Origin of the sequence: Tsukamurella strandjordii, from assembly GCF_039525985.1 — a bacterium.
Taxonomy (GTDB): Bacteria; Actinomycetota; Actinomycetes; order Mycobacteriales; family Mycobacteriaceae; genus Tsukamurella; species Tsukamurella strandjordii.
On sequence record NZ_BAAAII010000005.1, the window covers coordinates 1 to 23331 of the forward strand.

Consider the following 23331-nt stretch of genomic DNA (forward strand, 5'->3'; position numbering starts at 1 on the left):
GTGAGGGTGTGGGAGAGTAGGACACCGCCGGACTAAAATTAGATACAGGATGAAAGCCCTTGGGGATCGTGTTGAGCACAGAGTGCTCCACACCCCAGGGGCTTTCGCCGTTGGAAGTACAGTGATGGGGAGAAGTCGCCTCCAGGGTGACGGGAAGCGGGTGGAACGTGGCAGCTGAGTCGGGTCGTGACGGCGAGGAACGCCGGCAGCGCGCAGGGTTCGTGAATCCTGCCGACCGCGGACGAGGCGGCGATGCGTCACGGGGCGGCGAGAAGCCCCGGTCCACCGGTAACCGCCCCACCGGCGACCGGTCCAGCGTGGACCGCAACGGCGGTTTCCGCGGTCGCGATGACAACCGTGGCGGGCCGCGTGGCTCGGACAATCGTCGCGACGGCGACCGCCGCAGCGGGCCGCGCCGCGATGACAACCGCAGCGGGGGATTCCGCGGTCGGGACGACAACCGCTCCGGTGGCGGAAACTCGGGTGGCGGCTACAAGGGCCGTGACGACAACCGGTCCGGCGGTGGCTACAAGGGTCGTGACGACAATCGCTCCGGCGGCGGATTCAAGGGGCGCGACGATAACCGCTCCGGCGGATTCCGTGGCCGTGACGATCGGCGTGACGGCGGACGCCGGGGAGACGGCCCCGGCGGCGATCGCCGCGACTTCCGCTCCGGCGACAACCGCGGCGGCCCGAACAGCCGGAACGGTTCGCGTCCACAGAGTTCCAGCAATCGCGGCGGCCCGTTCAAGCCCCGCGACGACCGGCGCACGGACACCCGCCCGCGCACCAAGCCCGGCGAACCGTCGATCCCCAACGACGTCGACCCGAAGGAACTCGACGGCGCCATCCGTCGCGACCTGCTGAGCCTCGACAAGAACAACGCCGAGATCGTCTCGGGACACCTGGTGCAGGCCGGGCGGCTCCTCGAGTCCGATCCCGCAGCGGCACTGGCGCACGCACGTGCCGCCCGCGAACGCGCGGGCCGCATCGCCGCGGTCCGCGAGGCCTGCGGTATCGCCGCCTACATGAACGGCGAATGGTCCGAGGCGCTCAGCGAGCTCCGCGCCGCGAAGCGCATGGGCGGCGCCATCAACCTGCTCCCGATGATCGCGGACAGCGAGCGCGGTCTGGGCCGCCCGGAGAAGGCGATCGAGACCGCCCGCGGCGAGGAAGCCGCCAAGCTGACCGGCGACGACCGCACCGAGCTGCGCATCGTCGAAGCCGGCGCCCGCATGGACATCGGCGACTACGACAAGGCCGTCGTCACCCTCCAGGCGGAGGATCTCGACCCCGCCCGCCGCGGTTTCCACGCCGCGCGCCTGTTCTACGCGTACGCCGAGGCGCTGCTGGCCGCGGACCGTCGGGCCGACGCCCTGACCTGGTTCCTCAACGCGGCCGCGGCCGACGAGGAGGAGTTCACCGACGCCGAGGACCGCGTCGCCGAGCTCTCCGACGAACTGTGACGGCGTCCCTCGTCGAGGCCTACGACCTGCTGCTCGTCGACCTCGACGGCACGGTCTACGCCGGACCGGTCGCCATACCCGGTGCCGCGGACGCCCTGCAGGGGCTGCCCGTCACCTACGTCACCAACAACGCCAGCCGCGCACCGTCGGACGTGGCGCAGCACCTGCGCGACCTCGGCTTCGCCGCCCCCGACGACTCCGTCGTGACCAGCGCCCAGGCCGGGGCCCGACTGCTCGCCTCGATCGTCCCCGCCGGTACCCCGACGCTGGTCGTGGGAGCGCCCGCGCTGCGGGCCGAGGTGATCGACCGAGGGCTCGTGCCCGTCGACACCGCCGAGGAGGCCCGGGCCGTGGTCCAGGGGCACAACCCGGAGACCGGCTGGGCGCGACTGTCGGAGGCCGCCCTCGCCATCCGCGCGGGCGCCACGTGGGTGGCCACCAACACCGACGCCACTCTGCCCACCGAACGCGGCCTGATGGTCGGCAACGGCTCCATGGTGGCCGCCGTCGCCAACGCGACCGGTGCGGTGCCGCAGGTCGCGGGCAAGCCCGGGACCCCGATCCTCGCCGATGCCGTCGCCGAGGCCGGCGCCGCAGCCCCGCTCGTGGTGGGGGACCGGCTCGACACCGACATCGAGGGCGGCAACGCCCTGGGCGCCGATACCTATCTCGTGCTCACGGGCGTCAACGACGTGGCCGATGTGATCGCCGCGCCAGACATCCACCAGCCCACCTACATCGCCGACACTCTCGCCGGACTGCACGCCCCGCGCGAACGATCGCTACCGGGACCGCGGCCCGGCTGGTCCGCCGTCGTCGACGGTGACCGGCTGATCGTGACCGGCGCCCCGGACGCCGACCCCGCCGACGCGAAGTACGTGGCGGTCGCCGCGGCACGCGAGCTGCCCGCGGACCGTCGGGCGGGCCTTGAGCTCGTCGTCCGCTAGCGTGGAGCCGATGAATCCGGAACAGTACGGCGACGCACCCAGCGACGCCAGTGATCCCGCGGCGGTGCGCACCGCCGTGGAGGACCTGATGCACCGGGTCGATGCGCTGGAGGACGCCCCCGTCGAGGACCTCGGCACCGTGGCCGGAGTCGGCGAACTCGCCACCCTCGGGCGGCAGGCCGCTCTGTTCGAGCAGGCGCACCAGCTCCTCGTGGACGCCCTGGACAGCGTGGAGCGAGCCTGACCATGGCCCGCAGAGTGCGGCTCGACGCCGAACTGGTCCGCCGCGGCATGGCCCGCTCCCGCGAACACGCCCGCGAACTCATCGAGGCCGGGCGGGTCACCGTCAACAAGCAGGTGGCGCGCAAGGCCGCTAACCAGATCGACCCCGCCGACCCCGTGCACGTCACGGCCGTCGCCGGCGAGATCGACTGGGCCTCGCGCGGCGCCCACAAACTCATCGGCGCCCTCGATGCCTTCCCCGAGGTCAGCGTGACCGGACGCCGCTGCCTCGACGCCGGAGCCTCCACCGGCGGCTTCACCGACGTGCTGCTGCACCGCGGCGCGGAACGGGTGTACGCCGTCGACGTGGGCTACGGCGAACTCGTCTGGCGCCTGCGCGACGACCCCCGCGTCACCGTCATGGACCGCACCAACGTGCGCACCCTCGAACCCCAGGCGCTCGACGGACCCGTCGACCTCGTGGTCGGCGATCTCTCCTTCATCTCGCTCGGCCTCGTCCTACCCGCGATGGCCGCCTGCAGCGCCGTGGGCGCCGATCTGCTGCCCATGATCAAACCGCAGTTCGAGGTGGGCAAGGGCAACGTCGGATCCGGCGGCGTGGTCCGGGAACCCGAACTCCGCGCGAGCGCCGTGCTCGGCGTGGCCCGGGCCGCCGCCGAACAGGGCCTGCAGACCCGCGGCGTCACCTACAGCCCGCTTCCCGGGCCGTCGGGCAACGTCGAGTACTTTCTCTGGTTGCGTCGCGAGGAGGGGCCGGTGACGCTCCCCGCCGACGTCGACGACATGATCGCAACAGCCGTGGCGGAAGGGCCCCAATGAGCGAAGAGCGCACGTTCCTCGTAGTGGTGCACACGCTCCGCAAGGACGTGGACCGCACCGTCGAACAGATCCGGGGGCGTCTCGACGAGGCGGGCGTCCGGATGAAGCTCGAGAGCGATGTGAGCGACGCCCCGGACGACGCGGCCTTCGGCTGCGAGGTCGTGGTGGTGCTCGGCGGCGACGGCGGCTTCCTCCGCGGCGCCGAACTGGCCCGCCGCGCGGGCGTCCCCATCATCGGGATCAACCTGGGTCACGTGGGTTTCCTCGCCGAGAGCGAGATGGACAGCGTGGCGTCCACGATCGACGATCTGCTGGCCCGCCGGTACACGGTGCAACCGCGGATGACCCTCGACGTCGAGATCCACGACGGCACCGACCTGATCTCCCAGGGCTGGGCCCTCAACGAGGTCTCCGTCGAGAACCGTTCACGGCAGGGCCTTCTCGAACTCGTCACCGAGGTCGACGACCGCCCCGTCTCCCGGTTCGCCTGCGACGGTGTCCTGGTGGCCACCCCCACCGGCTCGACCGCGTACGCCTTCTCGGCCGGCGGCCCCGTGATGTGGCCCGACCTGGAGGCACTGCTCATCGTGCCGAGCAACGCCCACGCCCTGTTCGCGCGCCCCATGGTGACCAGCCCGCGCTCGACCATCGCGATCGAGGTCGAGGGCAGCCGGCACGAGGCGATCGCCTTCTGCGACGGCCGCCGCACCCTGGAGGTGCCCGAGCGCGGACGCGTCGAGATCCGCCGCGGCGCGGAGCCCGTCCGGTTCATCAAACTGGGCGCGGCGCCGTTCACCGACCGGTTGGTGCACAAGTTCGAACTGCCGATCACCGGGTGGCGGGGACGCGGCGACGGCACCACGGGAAGCGGGGGATAGCGCATGCTCGAAGAGATCCGGATCGACTCGCTCGGCGTGATCGAGCGGGCGGCCGCCGAGTTCGCCGAGGGCCTCACCGTGCTCACCGGCGAGACCGGCGCCGGTAAGACGATGGTGGTCACCAGCCTGCACCTGCTGGCCGGTGCGCGCGCCGATCCCGGCCGCATCCGCGCCGGCGCCGAGAAGGCCGTCGTCGAGGGCAGGTTCTCCCTGGCCGGGGCGAGCTCGGCGGACCAGGTCCGCGAGGTGGTCGACGGTGCCGGGGGCGAGCTCGACGACGATGCGGTGATCGCAGTGCGCAGCGTGGCCTCCGACGGCCGCTCCCGCGCCTACCTCGGCGGCCGCAGCGTGCCCGTCGGCACCCTGGCCGAGTTCGCCGGGCCCCTGCTCACGGTGCACGGTCAGAACGACCAGCTCCGGCTGTTGCGCCCGGAGCGGCAGCGCGACCTGCTCGACGCCTTCGCCGGCGCGCCCGCGCTCAAGGCGCTGGCGAAGTACCAGTCCCTCCGCGAGGAGTGGCTGGCCGCGCGCGCCGAACTGGCCGACCGCACCACCCGCTCCCGCGAGCTGGCGCTGGAGCAGGATCATCTCACCGCCGCGCTCGCCGAGATCGACGGCGCCGAACCGCTTCCCGGAGAAGACGTCGAGACCGTCGCCAAGATCAAGCGATTGTCTGACCTGGATTCGCTGCGCGAGGCGGCCGACACCTCCTACGCCGCGCTCACCGGATCCGGCTACGGGTCCGACGGCGAGGGCGCGGGATCGGTCCTCGATCTGTTGGGGACCGTGCGCGCCGCGCTGTCGGGGTCCGACGACGCCGCACTGCGCGGACTGTCCGAACGCGTCGAGGAGGCCGCCACCGTCGCGGGCGATGTCGCGAACGAGCTCGGCGCCTACCTCTCGGACCTGCCCAGCGACCCGTCGGAGCTGGAGCACCTGCTGCTGCGCCAGTCCGAGCTCAAGACGCTGACCCGCAAGTACGCGCCCGATATCGACGGCGTGCTCGCGTGGGCCGACGAGGCCCGCGAACGGCTGGCCGGAATCGACACCTCCGCCGAGGGACTCGCGGCACTGCAGGGCCGCGTCACCGAATTGGAGACCGGGCTGGTCGCGGCGGCGTCCGCGCTCACCGCCGCCCGGGTGAAGGCCGCCGGGACGCTGGGCAAGAGGGTGACCGGTGAGCTCCGCAAGCTTGCGATGGGTGGGGCGTCGATCACCGTCGACGTGGCGCCCGATCCCGACGAGTCCGGCATCGTCGTCGACGGTGCGCCGCGTCGCGCCGGCGCGCACGGCACCGACGCCGTCGAGTTCCGGCTCGTGGCGCACGACGGCGCGAACCCGCTGCCGATCGGGAAATCCGCATCGGGCGGCGAACTCTCGCGCGTGATGCTCGCGCTCGAAGTGGTGCTCGCCGCCACCGAGCAGGGCCTCACCATGGTCTTCGACGAGGTCGACGCCGGGGTCGGTGGCAAGGCCGCGGTGGAGATTGGCCGGCGACTCGCCGCGCTCGCGCAGCGCCACCAGGTGATCGTGGTGACCCACCTGCCGCAGGTGGCCGCCTTCGCCGACACTCACCTCACGGTGGGCAAGCAGACCGCGAAGAAGTCGGTGACCTCCACACTCACCGCGCTCAGCCGGGAGGAGCGGATCGCCGAGCTGGCGCGGATGCTCGCCGGCCTCGGTGATTCCGATACCGGTCGCGCGCACGCCGAGGAACTGCTCGAAGCCGCCGAGTCCGACAAGATCGCCCAGACCGGCAACCACAAGGGGGAGTAGCTCCCCGTCGTCATGCCGGCGCGATCCCGTCGAGGGCCACCAGCGACGCGTGCACCGCGCGTTCGTCGGATGTCCACGCCAGGACGTCGAGCGCGGTGTCGATCAGCTTGATGGCGTGTTCATCGCCGTGCGCGACCGCGCGATCGATCAGTTCGTCGATCGTTGCGGTGTGCACGGGCGGGCTGATCGCGTCGTTCGGTGCGTAGGCGGCGAAGATCGCGGCCGCCGCCGACCAGCCCGCGGCGACGGTGGCGTCGTGCAGTTCGTCGGGTATCGCGTGGTTGCCATCGCGCCGCCCAGTACCCCAGCGCGTGCGCGAGTTCCGCGCGGCGCACGACATCGTCGCCCCAGGTGAGGAGCGCGTCGACGGCATGCCCCACACGGATGGCGCCGTGGGTCGCGCCGGCCGCGACGCCCGGTAGGAGCCGTGGCCACCAGGTTGCGAGGACCTCCCGCCAGGGTGCGTCGCGGAGTTCATCGCGGAAAGCGGCGATCCACGCGCCGAGCAGTGACGCGTCGCCGAGGTTCTCGGGCCAGCGTGCGACCCCGCGCGACGGCGGCACGGCGTCGAGCTTGGGGACGTAGCGGTCGAGCCATTCCTCCGCCATCTCTGCGCGGCCGCGGCGAGCGAGGGCCTCGACCACCATCGGTCCGTGATTGCTCAACCACCCCTCGAACTCAGGGCCGGTGCGATGCAGCCGCGTGTACGCCTCGTCGAGGTGCTCCGGTGTGCTCATGCCTCCATGCGACCACCTCATCCTCGGTTGAGGTCAACAGGCGCGAAAGTGCCGGCGGGCCGCGCGGAATCCACGCGGTGCGGCTGCGGCGCAAGTTGTTCAAAGTTTTTGGTGTTGTCGGCGTGCCTCACGTGATTCATGTGACTGGCGGGGCACAATGTCAGCCATGAAGCTCACTGGTCTGCTGTCCCGGAACACGTCGAACCTGCCCGGCGTCGTGGGCACCGCACGAGTCGACAAGGACACCACCCGGCTCCTTCGTCGCATCGGGCCCGGCGACGTGGTCGTGTGTGACGAGCTCGATCTCGATCGCACCACCGCCGATCTCATGGTGGAGGCGGGCGTCGCCGCCGTCGTGAACGCCTCCCCGTTCATCTCCGGCCGCTACCCGAATCTGGGGCCCGAGGTGCTGGCCGCCGCCGGCATCGAGCTGGTCGACGACGCCGGCAAAGAGGTCTTCTCCCGGATCAAGGACGGCGCGAAGGTACGCGTGCACGAGGGTGTCGTCTACGCGGGCGAGCGCGAGCTGGCCGAGGGTGAGGAACTCACCGACAGCGCCGTCACGTCCCGCATGCTGGCCGCCCGTTCGGGCCTGGTCGACCACCTGGAGGCCTTCGCGGGCAACACCATCGAGTTCATCCGCGTCGAGTCGCCGCTGCTGATCGACGGCGTCGGCATCCCGGACGTCGAGGTCAACCTCAACGACCGGCACGTGCTCGTCGTGGCCGACGGTCCGGACCACGTCGAGGACCTCAAGCGCCTCAAGCCCTTCATCAAGGAGTACGCGCCGGTGCTGATCGGCGTGAACCGCGGCGCCGACGCCCTCGTCAAGGCCGGCTACCGGCCCGACCTCATCGTCGGTGACCCCGAGGTGATCACCACCAACACGCTCCGCTCGGGCGCGCAGGTGGTCCTGCCCGCCGCCCCGGACGGCCACGCCCCCGGCCTGGAGCGCATCCAGGACCTCGGCATCGGCGCCATGACCTTCCCGGCGTCCGGCTCGGCCGCCGATCTGGCACTGATCATCGCCGACCACCACGGCGCCTCGCTGATCGTCTCGGTCGGACACTCCGCCTCGCTGGAGGAGTTCTTCGACGCCGGCCGCCGCGAGTCGAACCCGTCCACCTTCCTCACCCGCGTCAAGGTGGGCACCAAGCTGGTCGACGGTAAGGCCGTCTCCACGCTGTACCGCAGCCGCGGGCACGGTGGCGCGGTGGCGCTGTTCATCCTCGCCGCGCTGGTGGCCGTGGTCGCCGCGGTGCTCGTCTCCAATCAGGGCACCGACCTGCTGCAGTGGGTCATCGACCAGTGGAACCACTTCGCGCTCTGGGTTCAGGGCAAGTTCCGGGCACTGTAAGTGCCCGGCCGCTCGCGCCGCCTCCGGACTCCCGGCGCTCGTCGTCCGGCGCTGTTCTGGGCGTCGGTGCTGATCGCATTCGCCGTGGGCATCGCCCTGGGCGGCGGCGTCCTGTCGCGGTTCACCGCCGACGGTGACATCCGTGACCTCCGCTCCCAGGTCCAGGACCTGGAGCAGCGCAACGACACCCTCGACGCGCGGGCGCGTGCGGGCGACGGCTTCGCCGATGCCGCGGCACCCGGCGCGCTCGGCCGTTCCCTCGCGGGTTTCCCAGTGCTGCTCGTCGTGGCCCCCGATGCCGACGGCGGCGACATCACCCAGATCAATCGCCGCGTCACGCAGGCCGGCGGCACCGTCGCGGGCACCGTCCGGCTGACCGACGCGCTGTACGCCGACGATCAGTCCGAGCGGCTGCGCGGCACCGTCGACAACGCCGCTCCCGTGGGAGTGACGCTCGACGCGGGCCAGGTCGACCCCCGCGCCCGCGCCGGCGACCTGATCGGTTCGGTCCTCCTGGGCAAGGGCGCCGCGCCCGCGGTCTCGCAAGGCGGCACTGATGCGCTCGTCACACTTCGCCAGGCGGGTTTCCTCGCCTTCGACGGCCCGACGGTGCCCGGCGCGCGCGCCGCGATCGTGGTGACCGGCGGCGCGGTGGCGGCCGATCACGCCGCGCAGGGGCAGGGCATCGGGCGCCTCGCGGCGGGGCTGTCGCGCCACGGCGACGGATCAGTGCTGGTCGGACGCACCGGATCGGCCTCGGGTTCGGGTCCGATCGTGGTGGTGCGGCAGGACCAGGCGCTCGCTGCGCGGCTCGCCACCGTCGACGATGTGGACACCACCGTGGGGCAGGTTTCCACCGCGCTGGCGCTGAGCCAGGCGACGCGCGGAGAAGTACGCGCGTACGGTGCCGGCGTCCGCTGACGACAGTGATACTCTGAAGTCCCGTAACTGAAGCAGGTTTATCCGCTCGAATACGGGAGTCTCGTTGCCTTCTCCTCGGCCCCACGCTCGTGTAGCCACCAAGCACATCTTCGTCTCCGGGGGCGTTGCGTCCTCGCTGGGTAAGGGCCTCACGGCCTCGAGCCTGGGACAGCTTCTCACCGCGCGCGGCCTGCGCGTGACGATGCAGAAGCTCGATCCCTATCTCAATGTCGACCCCGGCACGATGAACCCGTTCCAGCACGGTGAGGTCTTCGTCACCGAGGACGGCGCAGAGACAGACCTCGACGTCGGCCACTACGAGCGGTTCCTCGACCGCGACCTGTCCGGTCGCGCCAACGTGACCACCGGCCAGGTGTACTCCACCGTGATCGCCAAGGAGCGGCGCGGCGAGTACCTCGGTGACACCGTCCAGGTGATCCCGCACATCACCGACGAGATCAAGGCCCGCATCCTCGCGATGCAGGCCCCCGACGAGCAGGGCCACGCGCCCGACGTCGTGATCACCGAGATCGGCGGCACCGTCGGCGACATCGAGTCGCAGCCCTTCCTCGAGGCCGCCCGTCAGGTGCGCCACGACGTGGGCCGCGACAACGTCTTCTTCCTGCACGTCTCGCTGGTCCCGTACCTCGCCGCCTCCGGCGAGCTCAAGACCAAGCCCACCCAGCACTCGGTGGCCGCGCTCCGGAGCATCGGCATCACGCCCGACGCGCTGGTGCTGCGCTGCGACCGCGAGGTGCCCGAGGGCCAGCGCAACAAGATCGCGCTCATGTGCGACGTCGAGGTCGAGGGCGTCATCTCCTGCCCCGACGCCTCGTCGATCTACGACGTGCCCAAGGTGTTGCACGGCAACCAGCTCGATGCCTACGTGGTGCGCAAGCTCGGCCTGCCCTTCCGCGATGTCGACTGGAGCGTGTGGGGCGATCTGCTCAAGCGCGTCCACGAGCCGCGCGAGACGGTGCGGATCGCCCTGGTGGGCAAGTACATCGACCTGCCCGACGCCTACCTCTCGGTGACCGAGGCGCTGCGCGCCGGCGGTTTCGCGAACTGGGCCAAGGTGCAGATCACCTGGGTGCCGTCCGATGACTGCGAGACCGAGGCGGGTGCGGCTGCGGCGCTGCGCGACATCGACGGCATCCTGATCCCCGGCGGTTTCGGCATCCGCGGCATCGAGGGCAAGGTCGGTGCCATCCGGTACGCCCGCAAGCGCGGCCTTCCGCTGCTGGGCCTGTGCCTGGGCCTGCAGTGCATCGTGATCGAGGCGGCCCGCTCGGCCGGGCTCGAGGGCGCCAGCTCCGCCGAGTTCGAGCCCGACGCGCAGTACCCGGTGATCTCGACGATGGCCGATCAGGAGCAGGCCGTGGCGGGCGAAGCCGATCTGGGCGGCACCATGCGCCTCGGCGCCTACCCGGCCGTCCTGGAGCGGGGCTCGATCATCGCCGGCGCCTACGGCGCGACCGAGGTCTCCGAGCGGCACCGTCACCGGTTCGAGGTGAACAACACCTACCGCGACAAGATCGCCGAGTCGGGCCTGAAGTTCTCGGGCGTCTCGCCCGACGGGCACCTCGTGGAGTTCGTCGAGTACCCGAAGGAGGTGCACCCGTTCCTCGTCGGCACGCAGGCGCACCCCGAGCTCAAGTCGCGCCCCACCCGCCCGCATCCGCTGTTCGCCGCGTTCATCGCCGCCGCGCTGAAGTACAAGGCCGAGGAGGAGCTCCCGGTGGACGTGCACCGCGAGGCCGCCAAGGCCGATGCCAGCGCCCCGGCCGAGGACGAGACCGCCGACGAGGGCACCGTCGATGCCTGACCAGTTGCACGCCTTCGAGGCGGTCGCCTCGGAGAAGGTGTACGAGGGGCCGATCTTCGCGGTCCGGCGGGACGAGGTGACGATGCCCGGCGGCGGCACCGCGATGCGCGACGTGGTCGAGCACGACGGTGCGGTGGCCGTGGTCGCGATGAACGACGACGGTGCGATCGCGATGGTCAATCAGTACCGGCACCCGATGGGGCGCCGGCTGCTGGAGATCCCCGCCGGCCTGCTCGATCATTCCGGCGAGGAGGAGCCCGTGGCCGCCGCGCAGCGCGAGCTGGCGGAGGAGACCGCGCTCGGTGCGCGGGAGTGGCACGTGCTGGTCGATCTGGCACCGTCGCCCGGGTTCACCGACGAGATGGTGCGGGTCTTCCTCGCGACCGATCTGCGGTACTGCGAGATGGCCGAGCAGGAGGACGAGGAGCTCGACATGACCGTCGAGTGGGTCCCGATGCCCGACGCCGTCCGGATGGTGCTGTCGGGCGAGATCGTCAACTCCACCTCGGTGAGCGCGATCCTCGCGGCCACCATGGTGACCGACGACGACACCCCGCTGCGGTGCGCCGATGCTCCGTGGCCGGGCCGTCCCACCGCGCTCGCCGCGCGCAAGGGCCGCCCGGTGGAAGCCGAGCAGTAGGACGGTGGCGGCGGGCGCGCGCGTGAAGACGGGCGGGGCTGTGAACTCCCCGCTCGACGATGCCTTGCGCGCCTACCTCGACCACCTCACCGTGGAGCGCGGTGCGGCCGCGAACACGCTGAGCAGTTACCGCCGCGATCTCGACCGGTATCGCGAGTACCTGGCAGCGCTCGGCGTCGATGATCTCGCGGCAGTGACATCGGGCCAGGTCAGTGGTTTCCTGGTCGCGATGCGGGAGGGGAGCGATGGCCGTCCTCCGCTCGCCGCGAGTTCGGCGGCGCGGTCGCTCATCGCGGTCCGCGGGCTGCACCGGTTCGCCGCCGCAGAGGGACTGACCCCGTCCGACGTGGCCCGCGAGGTGCGTCCGCCCGCCCCGGCGAAGCGGCTGCCGAAGGCCTTGCCCGTGGATACGGTGATCGCGCTCCTGGAGGCCGCCGGGGGAGACGGCGAGTCCGACACTCCGTCGCGGCTGCGCGACCGGGCGCTGCTGGAGCTGCTGTACTCGTGCGGCGCTCGCATCTCTGAGGTGACGGCGCTCGATGTGGACGATATCGACGCGCAGTCGCGGTCCGTGGTGCTGCTCGGCAAGGGCGGCAAGCAACGAGTGGTGCCGATCGGCCGGCCCGCCCTCGCCGCGATCGACGCGTACCTCGTGCGGGGCAGGCCGTCGTTGGTGAAGCGGTCGAATCCCGCTCTGTTCCTCAACGTGCGGGGCGGTCGGTTGTCCCGGCAGTCGGCGTGGCAGGTGCTCGCGACCGCCGCCGAGCGTGCCGGGATCGACACCGCCACCACCCACGTCTCTCCGCACACCCTGCGGCACTCCTTCGCCACGCATCTGCTCGAAGGCGGAGCCGACGTGCGGGTGGTGCAGGAGCTGCTGGGGCACGCGTCGGTGACCACGACGCAGGTGTACACCTTGGTGACGGTCCAGGCGCTGCGTGAGGTGTACGCCCAGGCGCATCCCCGGGCCGTGCGCTGAGCCGTAGGGCGGACCGTCGGGTATGCAGATCGTGCATGACGCCCGGAAGGCACGACCACCGCTCCGGCCTTCACCCCGCGGCGGGACCGTAGACTGGATCGTCGTCGACCGACGCGAGCGCGCCGCTGCGCTCGTCGGCACGACGAGCGCACTAGGGTGTGAGGGAACGTAAGGAGGTGGGCTAGTGGCGGCAGCGCCGGACGCGGAGCACCCGGGCCTGGACCTGGGCGAGCTGCAGCACCACCCCGCAGCACGGGACCCGCACGACGAGAGCCTCGACGCCACCGGGCGACCCAAGGTCGAATTCCCTGAACCCACCCCGAAAACCACGCACGGCCCCGCCCGGGTGATCGCGGTCTGCAACCAGAAGGGCGGCGTGGGTAAGACCACGACCACCATCAACCTCGGTGCCTCGCTGGCGGCCTACGGGCGCCGCGTGCTGCTCGTCGACCTCGATCCGCAGGGCGCGCTCTCCGCCGGACTCGGCGTGGCCCACCACGAGCTCGAACTCACGGTGCACAACCTGCTGATGGAGTCGCGCGTCTCCGCGGACGATGTGCTCCTGCGCACCCGCGTCGAGGGTCTCGACCTGCTGCCCTCCAACATCGACCTCTCCGCCGCCGAGATCCAGCTGGTCAACGAGGTCGGCCGCGAACAGACCCTGGGCCGGGCCCTGTACCCGGTCCTCGACCGCTACGACTACATCCTGATCGACTGCCAGCCCAGCCTCGGCCTGCTCACCGTGAACGCCCTGGCCTGCGCCGATCAGGTGCTGATCCCGATGGAATGCGAGTTCTTCGCGCTCCGCGGTCTCGCTCTGCTCACCGACACCGTCGACAAGGTGCGCGATCGCCTCAACCCGCGGCTCGACCTCGCGGGCATCGTGGTCACCATGTTCGACGCCCGCACCCTGCACTCGCGCGACGTGATGGCCCGCGTGGTCGAGGTCTTCGGCGACGCCGTCTACCACTCGGTGATCTCGCGCACCGTGCGCTTCCCGGAGACCTCCGTCGCCGGTGAACCCATCACGTCCTGGGCGCCGAAGTCGTCGGGCGCGAACGCCTACCGCGCACTCGCGCGCGAGGTCATCGCGCAGGAGAAGTGACCGAGACCGCGGCCCCCGAGCCGATCGAAGCCGTCGCACCCCTCGACCCGCCCACACCGGCGGAGGCCTCGGAGGCGGTCGAGGCACCGTCGGGCTTCCAGGTGCACCTGGCCAACTTCGAGGGCCCGTTCGACCTGCTGCTGCAGCTGATCGGCGCGCACCGCATGGACGTCACCGAGGTGGCGCTGCACGTGGTGACCGACGAATTCATCGCGTACACCAAGGAACTCGGCGCCGCGGCCGACCTCGACGCCACCACCGAATTCCTCGTGGTCGCGGCCACCCTGCTCGACCTCAAGGCCGCGCGGCTGCTCCCGGCGGGCGAGGTCGAAGACGATGAAGACCTCGCGCTGCTCGAAGCACGCGACCTGCTGTTCGCGCGGCTGCTGCAGTACCGCGCGTACAAGCAGGTCGCCGAGCTCATGGCGCAGCTCGAAGCGAAGGCGAACCGTCGCTACCCGCGGGCCGTGGGACTGGAACAGCGGTACGAGCAGCTCGTGCCGCCGGTGCAGCTCGGCGTGAATCCGGAGCAGTTCGCGCTGGTCGCGGCGGCGGCGTTCACGCCGAAGGAGAAGCCCACGGTGGGCCTCGGGCACCTGCACGTGCCGAAGGTCTCGGTGCCCGAACAGGCCAAACTCATCGCCGCGCGCCTGCGGGAACGGCCCGGCCACTGGTCCGGATTCGCGGAGATCGTCTCGGACTGCGACTCCGGCATCGCCGTGATCGCGCGCTTCCTCGCGCTGTTGGAGCTGTACCGCGAGCGCGCCGTCCTGTTCGATCAGCCGGAGGCCCTGGGCGAGCTCAAGGTGCGCTGGTCGGGGGAGAAGGACGAGGTGGCGGTGCGCGCCGACGACGAATACGACGAGGCGCCCCCGGAGGAGGACGAGTGACCGACGAACACCCCACGACCGAGGACGACACCCCCGCGGAAGCCGCGCCCGCTGCGGCGCCGACCGACGACCACGGCGCACCGGAAGACGACGGTTTCGCGCTGGTCGAGGGCATGGAACCGGACGAACTGCGGTCCTCGCTCGAAGCGCTGCTCCTGGTGATCGACGCGCCGGCATCGGCCGAATCGCTCGGCGTGGCGCTGGAGGAACCCGAGGAGCGGATCACCGCCGACCTGCGGGCCTGGGCCGCCGAGCTGACCGAGCGGCGCTCCGGGATGGAGCTGCGCGAATCCGCCGAGGGATGGCGGCTCTACAGCCGGGCCGAGTACGCGCCCTACGTCGAACGCCTGCTGCTCGACGGTGTGCGCTCCAAGCTCACCCGCGCCGCGCTGGAGACCCTCGCCGTGATCGCCTACAAGCAGCCCGTGAGCCGGTCCCAGGTGAGCGCGATCCGCGGCGTGAACGTCGACGGCGTGATGCGCACGCTCGCGGCCCGCGGTCTGATCGGCGAGGTGGGCAGTGATGCGGGTGCCACGACCTACGCCACGACGGAACTGTTCCTGGAGCGACTGGGCCTCACCTCCCTCGACGAGCTGCCGCCGCTGGCGCCGCTGTTGCCCGAGGTGGACGTGATCGAGGACCTCAGCACCACCCTCGACGACGAGCCGCGATTCGCGAAACTCGGCCGCAAGAGCAGCGACGTGATCGGCTTCGATCCGGACGCCTGAGCGTCGAGTACCGAAATCCCGCGCGTCCTGCGACAATGGATCGATCATGAACAGACCCGCTCGCCGTGATGGCACACCGGACCGATCCTCCTCGAACGACAAACGCAAGACGGCGCCCCGCCAGGGGCCGCGGCGCAGCCCCTCGGAGGCGCCCCCGCGCAACAACACCCCCAAGCTCTCCAATGCGAAACCCGCCCGCACGCAGAACGTTCCCGTGCGCGATCCGGACGATCGCGCACCGTCGAACCCCGGCGGCGACGGCGAGAAGATCCGGCTCCAGAAGGTGCTCGCCCAGGCCGGTGTGGCCTCGCGGCGCGTCGCCGAGGAGATGATCGCCGACGGCCGCGTCGAGGTCGACGGCGCGATCGTCACCGAGCAGGGCCTGCGGGTCGACCCGTCGGTGGCCGTGGTCCGCGTGGACGGTGTCCGCGTGGTGGTCAACGAGAGCCTGGTGCACCTCGCCCTCAACAAGCCCCGCGGGTGGCACTCGACGATGAGCGACGATATGGGCCGCCCCTGCGTGGGTGACATCGTGGCCGAGCGCGTGGCCGCCGGACAGCGGCTGTTCCACGTCGGCCGGCTCGACGCCGACACCGAGGGCCTGCTGCTGGTCACCAACGACGGCGAACTCGCGCACCGGCTGATGCACCCGTCGTACGAGGTCCCCAAGACGTACCTGGCCTGGGTGAACGGCGAGGTGCAGCGCAACCTCGGCAAGAAGCTTCGCGACGGCGTGGAGCTGGAGGACGGCCCCGCCAAGGTGGACCGGTTCTCGGTGCTGGAGGCGTCCGAGGGCAAGTCGATGGTGCGGATCGTGCTGCACGAGGGCCGCAAGCACATCGTGCGCCGCCTGCTGGCCGAAGTGGGCCACCCGGTGCAGCGCCTGGTGCGCACGCACGTGGGCACCGTGGCCCTCGGCGACCAGCGGCCGGGCTCGCTGCGCGTGCTCGGGCGCGACGAGGTGGAGTCGTTGTACAAGGCGGTGGGAATGTGAGTGGCATGACTCTGGTGATCGCGATGGACGGCCCCTCGGGTACCGGCAAGTCGACGGTGGCCCGTCGCCTCGCCGAGAGCCTCGGGGCGCGCTATCTGGACACTGGCGCGATGTACCGTGCCGCCACCGTGTGGGTGCTCGACCGCGAGGTCGCGCTCGACGATCCCGCGGCGATCGCCGCGGCCACCGACGATCTGCCCCTGGCGATGGGCTGCGACCCGCTGGGCGAGCAGGTGGAGCTGGACGGTGAATCGGTGACCCGGAGGATCCGGGAGGACGACGTGACCGCCGCCGTGTCCGCCGTTTCCGCGGTCCCGGCGCTGCGCGAGCAGTTGGTGGCCTATCAGCGCGCGGTGGCCGAGGACGACGAGACACCGATCGTGGTGGAGGGGCGCGACATCGGCACCGTCGTCTTCCCCGATGCGCCGCTCAAGGTGTACTTGACCGCCTCCGCGGAGGCCCGCGCCGGACGGCGCCACAAGCAGAACATCGAGCTGGGACTGCCCAGCGATTACGACGCGGTGCTCGCGTCCGTACAGCGCCGCGACGGCCTGGACTCGACGCGGAAGGTCTCGCCCCTGCGGCCCGCAGACGATGCGGTCATCGTGGATTCGTCGGACCTCACGCTCGAGGAGACCGTCGCCGCGGTGGCGGAGCTGGCCGCGCGACTGGAGGAGAGTGTGCGATGAGTGACGAACTGGAATTCGCGCCCGTCACCGAAGACGGTGTGTGGGAGGACGAGTCCGACTTCGACGGCTACGGAGACGAGTTCGGGGACGAGTTCGGCGACCTCGAAGCGGAGGCCGCGGAGGCCACCGCCAAGCTGCCGACGGTGGCCATCGTCGGCCGCCCGAACGTGGGCAAGTCGACCCTGGTGAACCGCATCCTCGGCCGCCGCGAGGCCGTCGTGGAGGACATCCCCGGCGTGACCCGCGACCGGATCAGCTACGAGGCCAACTGGGCCGGGCGCCGGTTCCTGGTGCAGGACACCGGCGGCTGGGAGCCCGACGCGAAGGGCATGCAGCAGTCGGTCGCGCAGCAGGCGGAGATCGCCATGCGCACCGCCGACGCCATCGTCGTGGTGGTCGACGCGACCGTGGGCGCCACCACCACCGACGAGGCCGTGGCGCGCGTCCTGCGCCGTTCGAAGGCCCCGGTCATCCTGGCGGCCAACAAGGTCGACGATCAGCGCGCCGAATCCGAGGCCGCCACGCTGTGGAGCCTGGGACTCGGTGAACCGCACACCATCTCGGCGGTGCACGGCCGCGGCACCGGCGATCTGCTCGACGTGATCCTGGAGAAGCTGCCGGAGACGCCCCGCGAGGGCACCGGCGGACTCGGCCCCCGGCGCGTGGCACTGGTCGGAAAGCCCAACGTGGGCAAGAGCTCCCTGCTCAACAAGCTGACCGGCGAGCAGCGCTCAGTGGTGGACAACGTGGCGGGCACCACCGTCGATCCGGTCGACTCGCTCGTCGAGCTCGGCGGCAAGACCTGGAAGTTCATCGACACCGCCGGCCTGCGCAAGAAGGTCAATCAGGCCAACGGGCACGAGTTCTACGCCTCGCTGCGCACCAAGGGCGCCATCGAGGCGGCCGAGGTCGCGATCGTGCTGATCGACGCCTCGCAGCCCATCACCGAACAGGACCTGCGGGTCCTGTCGATGGTGGTGGAATCCGGTCGCGCGCTGGTGATCGCCTACAACAAGTGGGACCTGGTCGATGAGGACCGCCGGTACCAGCTCGAGAAGGAGATCGACCGCGAGCTCGTGCAGCTGCCGTGGGCGCAGCGGGTGAACATCTCCGCGCAGACCGGCCGTGCCCTGCAGAAGCTGGTGCCCGCGATCGACACCGCGCTCGAGTCCTGGGACAAGCGCATCCCCACCGGCCGGTTGAACAACTGGCTGCGTGATGTCATGGCCGCGACACCGCCGCCCCTGCGTGGTGGGAAGCTGCCGAAGGTGCTGTTCGCCACCCAGGCGGGCACCCGCCCGCCCACCTTCGTGCTGTTCACCACCGGCTTCCTGGAGGCGGGCTACCGCCGCTTCCTGGAGCGGAAGCTGCGGGAGGAGTTCGGCTTCGAGGGTTCGCCCGTCCGCGTCAACGTGCGCGTGCGGGAGAAGCGTGCCCGCAAGTAGTCCGGCACCGTCGGCGTCCGACGGTCAGGTCGCGCCGCCGCGCAGTCGGCTTCTGGCGTGGTGCTCCTGGGATTGGGGGAGCGCGTCCTTCAACGTCGTGATCGTCACCTTCGTCTTCTCGGTGTACCTGACCGACTCGGTGGGGAAGAACCTGCCCGGATCGATTCCGGCCACCGCCTACCTCTCCGGAGCGCTGGCGACGGCCGGGGTCCTGGTGGCGGTCCTCGCGCCGGTGCTGGGACAGCGCTCGGACGAGGCCGGTCGCCGCAGGTCCTCGCTCGCGGTGTGGAGCGCCCTGCTGTTCCTCACCATGCTGGGCTGCTTCTTCGTGCGCGACGACTACCAGTACCTGTGGCTCGGCCTCCTGCTGCTGGCCACGGGCACCGTCTTCTTCGAGCTCGCGAACGTGCCCTACTACGCGATGCTGCGGCAGGTCTCGACGCCCGCGACGATCGGCCGGGTCTCCGGTATCGGCTGGGCGTCGGGCTACTTCGGCGGCATCGTGATCCTGTTGGTGTGCTACCTGGGGTTCATCTCCGGCGAGGGCGACACCCGCGGATTCCTCGGACTGAGCACCGAGGGCGGGATGAACATCCGGCTCGTCGCGTTGTTCGCCGCGCTGTGGTTCGGGATCTTCGCCCTGCCGGTGCTGTTCGCGGTGCCGGAGGTGCCGCGCGATCCCGCCGCACCGGCCCGCCGCGGACTCGTCGACAGTTACCGGGCGTTGTTCGCGTCCGTCGCCCAGCTGTGGCGCGCGGATCGCAACGCCGTGTACTTCCTCATCGCCAGCGCCGTCTTCCGTGACGGCCTCACCGCCACGTTCAGCTTCGGTGCCGTGCTCGCGGTGAGCGTCTACGGCATGTCCGCGTCCACGGTGCTGCTGTTCGGCGTGGCCGCGAACGTCTTCGCCGCGATCGGCGCACTGGTGGCCGGTAGGTTCGACGATTCCGTGGGCCCGAAGGCGGTGATCGTGGTCTCGCTGGTGGGCATGATCATCGCCGGCATCGTGCTGCTGTTCGTCTCCGGGACGACGATGTTCTGGATCTTCGGACTCATGCTCACCGTCTTCGTGGGCCCCGCCCAGTCGTCCGCACGCAGCCTCCTGGCCCGGATGGCGACCCCGGGCCACGAGGGCCAGATGTTCGGGCTCTACCAGACCACCGGCCGTGCGGCGTCGTTCCTCGCCCCGGCCCTGTTCACCCTCTTCGTGGCGGTCTTCGGCACCGACCGGGCGGGCATCGCCGCCATCGTGCTGGTCCTCGCTCTGGGCCTCGCGATGCTCCTGCCGGTCACACCCTCCCGGGACCGTGCCCTGACCGCCTGACTCGCGGCTAGGGCTTCGGCCGGGCCGCCGGCTTGTCGCCCGGCTTGGCAGCGGGGCCGGCGGTCGCCTCGGGCGGCAGGGCCGCGCTCACGGCGGGGTAGTACACCTGCAGGCGCAGGTTCAGCGTCGGGCCGTTCGGGCCGTCGGGCATCGCCCTGCGGACGTTGTCGAGCAACTGGCCGAACTGGATTCCGACCCCGCGGGCACTGCCGTTCGGGAAGGCGTTGAGGATCGGCTGCATCAGGCTCACGCCGGCCGGCGTCAGGGTGCGCAGCGCGTCCAGCGCCTCGGGCGTGAGGATCCGCTGGAGCCCGGCGAGCAGGCCGGTGCGCTCGTCGTTGATGCCCTGATCGAGCATCGGCTTGATCTTCTGGCTGTTGCCGTTGTGCAGCAGCGGGAGCTTCGACTGGATCTGGAAACCGGGAAGCATCGCCGCCACCGCGGAATCCGCGGACTGGATCGTCTCGGTGATCAGCGGGAAGGTCGCGGCCGTACTCAGCTTCTGCGTGTCACTGATCGCCTGCGTCACGCTGCCCAGCGCTGTGAACAGGGGCAGCATCGCCTTCGAGGAGGCGTCGAAGTTCAACAGCAGCTGACTCATGTTGGGGCGCAGCGCATCGTCGTTGACGTCGCCGATCGTGGTGATCATGTTCGAGACCGTGTTGTCGCTGATCGGCTTCGTGGGAGCGATCACCGCCCCGCTCGCCAGCGGCCCGCCGCCGTCGTGCGGGGTCAGGACGACCTCGGAGACGCCGAACAGATTGCCCGCGGAGAACGCGGCCTCCACGTTGTTGGTCAGGCTGCGGCCCTGCGGACCGTCGAGCGAGAGAGTGACCCCCTGCTGGCCGTTGCCGAGCCGCTCGATCCCGCTGACGTTGCCCACCTCGACGCCCTGGATCCGGACCTTGGCGCCGTCCACGATTCCCGCCGCCACCACGGGGGTCCGCAGAGTCACCGAGAAGCGGTCGCGGGGCTTGTACTCGTTGTACGCCCACACCGTCAGCAGGATCACCGCGATCACCGCCACGACCGCGATTCCGCGCGTCCGCAGCTGCTTCGCGCTGGGGGCGAATCCCGGAACCGGTGCTAAGTCCACAGGTAGACAAATTATCCGCAAGTGTCTGAAATCCATGCTCTCGCGGGGTGTTTTGTGTTGACAATCACCAACCCGAGTTCGCTGTGACGACGGACACGTCCGCGTTCGGCTCGGCTACTCGATCTGGCCGATGGGCTGGCGCTTCTCGGCCTGGAAGGCGTCCTCGGCGCGCCCTCGCGCCCAGTACCCGGAGATCGACAGCCGATCGCGCGGAATCTCGAGGTCGCGCAGCACCCGCCGGATCGCCTTGATCGATTCGCGCTCGCCGTGGGCGAAGACCTGTGCCGACGATCGATCGTCGGGCCATGCGGCCTCCCGCACCGCGCGCGCCAGGAAGTCGACGTCGGCGACATCCGGGTTGTGCAGCCACCGCACCTCGACGCCCGACGGTGCCGTGAGGTCGAGGCGCTCGGCATCGGCGGTCTCGATCAGGGCGACGCCGCGGGCGTCCGCGGGCATCGCCTCGAGCGCCGCGGCGATGGCCGGCACGGCGGAGAGATCGCCCGCGAGTAGGTGCCAGCCGGTATCCGGGGCGGGGGAATAGGCGCCGCCCGGGCCCATGAGGACCAGGCGATCGCCGGACTGCGCGCGCTGGGCCCACGGCCCGGCGAGTCCCTCGTCGCCGTGCACCACGAAGTCGATGGCGATGCGGCGCGCCGCACGATCGAAGGTGCGCACGGTGTAGGTGCGGGTGACCTCGCCGAAGAGGAGCTTGACGTAGCTGTCGGTGCTCGGAAGCCCGGGCAGCTCCGGATCGGCGAAACCGGCGAGGGCCTCACCCTCGGCGATCACGCGGACCAGGTGCTCGCTCAGGCGCTGAGTCTGCACCACGGTGAGCTCGTACTGCGGGCGCGGGCGGCGGGGCTTTGCGGTAGCGGGGTTTTCAGTCATAGTCACTCCCAAGTCGGTTTCGTGACCATGCTACCGAAAACAAGTAAGGCTCACCTATCTTCCGGTGTGGGGCTGCTCACGCCGGCGGCCGTATCGAGACAATTTGCGACACCAAAGCCCACTCTGTGGAGGTGGTGCGGGTCTAGCATTTTCCGGTATGACTGCGACATCGCCCAGTGGCAAGGAACTCCGCAAGAACGCACCGCGCTCCGCGCATGCCGACTTCGCGGCCGACGACCGTGACCCGGTCCGGATCATCCAGGAGCAGAACGAGACTCGCATCCAGGATCTGGTTCCCGTGCGGGTCTCCCGGATGTTGCACTCGCCCTTCTCCTTCTACCGCGGTGGCGCCGCGCTGATGGCGCACGATCTGTCGGGGACGCCGAGCATCGGTGCCCACGTGATGAGTTGCGGCGACGCCCACATCTCCAACTTCGGCCTCTTCGCATCGCCGGAGCGGCGACTGTTGTTCGACGTCAACGATTTCGACGAGGCCGCCTTCGCTCCGTGGGAGTGGGATGTCAAGCGGCTCGCCGCCAGCATCATGATCGCGGCCCGGGACAACAGCTACACCGATGCGCAGGGCACCGAGGCCGTCGTCAAAGCGGTCGGGGCCTATCGGACCCGGCTGCGCGAGCTGATGCAGATGGGCGCCGTGGACCGGTATTTCGTCTCGGTCGACGTCGACACCCTGACGGCCGCGGCCACCGAATCGGGCGATCAGTCGCTCAAGGACCTCATCGAGCAGACCGCGAAGAAGGCGCGCAAGCGCACCTCGGCGCGGATGGTGGAGAAGATCACCGCCACCAGCGAGTCCGGCGAACCGCAGATCGTCGCCCAGCCGCCCACCCTCGTGCCCGCCCCGGCGAACCTGGTGGCCGAGTTCGAGGGCGCGTTCACCAAGTACCTCGATTCGGTGCGCGCCGATGTGGCGGTGCTGCTGTCGCAGTTCACCGTGCTCGACTGGGCACTGCGGGTGGTGGGCGTGGGCAGCGTCGGAACCCGCTGCTTCATCGTCCTGCTCGGCCGCGACCTGCCCGAGGGCGGCCACGAGACGTTGTTCCTCCAGGTGAAGGAGGCCTCGCAGTCGGTGCTCGAGACCTACGGCAAGCTGGGGCCGCAGGTGATGCCGCCCCGCGTGCCCGCGAGTGGTGCGCAGGCCTTCCGGGTGGTCGTCGGCCAGCAGACGCTGCAGGCCCAGTCCGACCCGTTCCTCGGCTTCACACCCACGATCAACGATCACGACTACTACTGGCGCCAGTTCCGCGACATGAAGGGCTCGGTGGTCACCGAGCTGCTCACCCTGGACCAGTTCGAGCGGTACGGCCAGGCCTGCGCCTCGCTGCTCGCTCGCGCGCACTCCCAGTCGCCCGCGGCGCAGACCGCCGCCGAGTACCTGGGCAAGGGGCCGGAGTTCGACCAGGCCATCGGTTCCTTCGCGGTGGCCTACGCGGATCAGAACGAGAAGGACTACGCCGCAGCGCAGGCCGCGGTCAAGGCCGGGAAGCTGCCGTGCGCCGAGGACGGGGTCTGACCCCCGCGACAGTCTTAGCGCGACTTTGACGGTCGCTGCTCTTTCGT

Annotated in this window: 22 protein-coding genes; 19 read left to right on the forward strand and 3 right to left on the reverse strand. The window is 70.6% G+C overall.

What is annotated here, in order from left to right:
• Positions 1 to 167 precede the first annotated feature (167 nt).
• Genes ABD108_RS09020 through recN form a run of 6 tightly spaced genes read left to right on the forward strand, consistent with a single transcriptional unit; the run spans position 168 to position 6129 of the window.
• A complete protein-coding gene (locus ABD108_RS09020; protein ID WP_343930091.1) occupies positions 168 to 1466 on the forward strand; it encodes a hypothetical protein in 1299 nt (432 codons plus the stop codon).
• Positions 1463 to 2413: an HAD-IIA family hydrolase gene (locus tag ABD108_RS09025; protein WP_343930092.1), complete on the forward strand. Its 951-nt coding sequence runs from the start codon at positions 1463 to 1465 to the stop codon at positions 2411 to 2413. The genes ABD108_RS09020 and ABD108_RS09025 overlap by 4 nt, the downstream gene beginning before the upstream one ends.
• 10 nt (positions 2414 to 2423) lie before the next feature.
• Positions 2424 to 2657 (forward strand): hypothetical protein, encoded by a 234-nt coding sequence (locus tag ABD108_RS09030; protein WP_305110417.1) that lies wholly within the window; start codon positions 2424 to 2426, stop codon positions 2655 to 2657.
• A gap of 2 nt (positions 2658 to 2659) precedes the next feature.
• Positions 2660 to 3475, forward strand: coding sequence for a TlyA family RNA methyltransferase (locus ABD108_RS09035; protein WP_220658620.1), 816 nt, complete (start codon positions 2660 to 2662; stop codon positions 3473 to 3475).
• Entirely contained in the window at positions 3472 to 4353 is an 882-nt protein-coding gene (locus ABD108_RS09040) for an NAD kinase (RefSeq protein WP_305110419.1), read from the forward strand. The genes ABD108_RS09035 and ABD108_RS09040 overlap by 4 nt, the downstream gene beginning before the upstream one ends.
• Before the next feature lie 3 nt (positions 4354 to 4356).
• Positions 4357 to 6129, forward strand: coding sequence for a DNA repair protein RecN (gene recN / locus ABD108_RS09045; RefSeq protein ID WP_343930093.1), 1773 nt, complete (start codon positions 4357 to 4359; stop codon positions 6127 to 6129).
• A 10-nt stretch (positions 6130 to 6139) separates the two neighbouring features.
• On the opposite strand, the gene ABD108_RS09050 is transcribed toward recN, so the two are convergent.
• A complete protein-coding gene (locus tag ABD108_RS09050) occupies positions 6140 to 6469 on the reverse strand; it encodes a hypothetical protein (RefSeq protein ID WP_343930094.1) in 330 nt (109 codons plus the stop codon).
• 563 nt (positions 6470 to 7032) lie between these two features.
• Here ABD108_RS09050 and steA point away from each other — a divergent pair.
• The 12 genes from steA (at position 7033) to ABD108_RS09110 (ending at position 19763) form a co-directional block, all read left to right on the forward strand.
• Entirely contained in the window at positions 7033 to 8223 is a 1191-nt protein-coding gene (gene steA, locus ABD108_RS09055) for a putative cytokinetic ring protein SteA (protein WP_220658624.1), read from the forward strand.
• Complete coding sequence (locus ABD108_RS09060; RefSeq protein WP_220658625.1) at positions 8224 to 9144, forward strand: copper transporter; 921 nt, start codon at positions 8224 to 8226, stop codon at positions 9142 to 9144.
• Between the two features lie 64 nt (positions 9145 to 9208).
• Positions 9209 to 10969, forward strand: a complete 1761-nt coding sequence (pyrG, locus tag ABD108_RS09065; RefSeq protein ID WP_220658626.1) for a CTP synthase — start codon at positions 9209 to 9211, stop codon at positions 10967 to 10969.
• Positions 10962 to 11609 (forward strand): NUDIX domain-containing protein, encoded by a 648-nt coding sequence (locus ABD108_RS09070; RefSeq protein ID WP_220658627.1) that lies wholly within the window; start codon positions 10962 to 10964, stop codon positions 11607 to 11609. Before pyrG ends, ABD108_RS09070 begins: the two co-directional genes overlap by 8 nt.
• A 40-nt stretch (positions 11610 to 11649) precedes the next feature.
• Positions 11650 to 12588: a site-specific tyrosine recombinase XerD gene (xerD, locus tag ABD108_RS09075; protein ID WP_305110425.1), complete on the forward strand. Its 939-nt coding sequence runs from the start codon at positions 11650 to 11652 to the stop codon at positions 12586 to 12588.
• A 217-nt stretch (positions 12589 to 12805) separates the two neighbouring features.
• Positions 12806 to 13693 carry a ParA family protein gene (locus ABD108_RS09080; RefSeq protein WP_374758740.1) on the forward strand — a complete coding sequence of 296 codons (888 nt, stop codon included), beginning with the start codon at positions 12806 to 12808 and terminating at the stop codon, positions 13691 to 13693.
• Entirely contained in the window at positions 13690 to 14583 is an 894-nt protein-coding gene (locus ABD108_RS09085; RefSeq protein WP_220658629.1) for a segregation and condensation protein A, read from the forward strand. Before ABD108_RS09080 ends, ABD108_RS09085 begins: the two co-directional genes overlap by 4 nt.
• Positions 14580 to 15311, forward strand: coding sequence for an SMC-Scp complex subunit ScpB (gene scpB, locus ABD108_RS09090; RefSeq protein ID WP_255585775.1), 732 nt, complete (start codon positions 14580 to 14582; stop codon positions 15309 to 15311). Before ABD108_RS09085 ends, scpB begins: the two co-directional genes overlap by 4 nt.
• 46 nt (positions 15312 to 15357) lie before the next feature.
• Positions 15358 to 16305 (forward strand): pseudouridine synthase, encoded by a 948-nt coding sequence (locus ABD108_RS09095; protein WP_305110428.1) that lies wholly within the window; start codon positions 15358 to 15360, stop codon positions 16303 to 16305.
• 5 nt (positions 16306 to 16310) lie between these two features.
• Positions 16311 to 16994, forward strand: coding sequence for a (d)CMP kinase (gene cmk, locus ABD108_RS09100; protein WP_344185549.1), 684 nt, complete (start codon positions 16311 to 16313; stop codon positions 16992 to 16994).
• A complete protein-coding gene (gene der, locus ABD108_RS09105) occupies positions 16991 to 18439 on the forward strand; it encodes a ribosome biogenesis GTPase Der (protein ID WP_343930095.1) in 1449 nt (482 codons plus the stop codon). Before cmk ends, der begins: the two co-directional genes overlap by 4 nt.
• Positions 18426 to 19763 (forward strand): MFS transporter, encoded by a 1338-nt coding sequence (locus ABD108_RS09110; RefSeq protein WP_343930096.1) that lies wholly within the window; start codon positions 18426 to 18428, stop codon positions 19761 to 19763. The genes der and ABD108_RS09110 overlap by 14 nt, the downstream gene beginning before the upstream one ends.
• Before the next feature lie 7 nt (positions 19764 to 19770).
• On the opposite strand, the gene ABD108_RS09115 is transcribed toward ABD108_RS09110, so the two are convergent.
• Positions 19771 to 20859: an MlaD family protein gene (locus ABD108_RS09115; protein WP_305110432.1), complete on the reverse strand. Its 1089-nt coding sequence runs from the start codon at positions 20857 to 20859 to the stop codon at positions 19771 to 19773.
• Between the two features lie 114 nt (positions 20860 to 20973).
• Positions 20974 to 21750: a siderophore-interacting protein gene (locus ABD108_RS09120; protein ID WP_220658635.1), complete on the reverse strand. Its 777-nt coding sequence runs from the start codon at positions 21748 to 21750 to the stop codon at positions 20974 to 20976.
• A 157-nt stretch (positions 21751 to 21907) separates the two neighbouring features.
• Between ABD108_RS09120 and ABD108_RS09125 the strand changes: the two genes are divergently transcribed.
• Positions 21908 to 23284 (forward strand): DUF2252 domain-containing protein, encoded by a 1377-nt coding sequence (locus ABD108_RS09125; protein ID WP_220658636.1) that lies wholly within the window; start codon positions 21908 to 21910, stop codon positions 23282 to 23284.
• Positions 23285 to 23331: the final 47 nt, after the last annotated feature.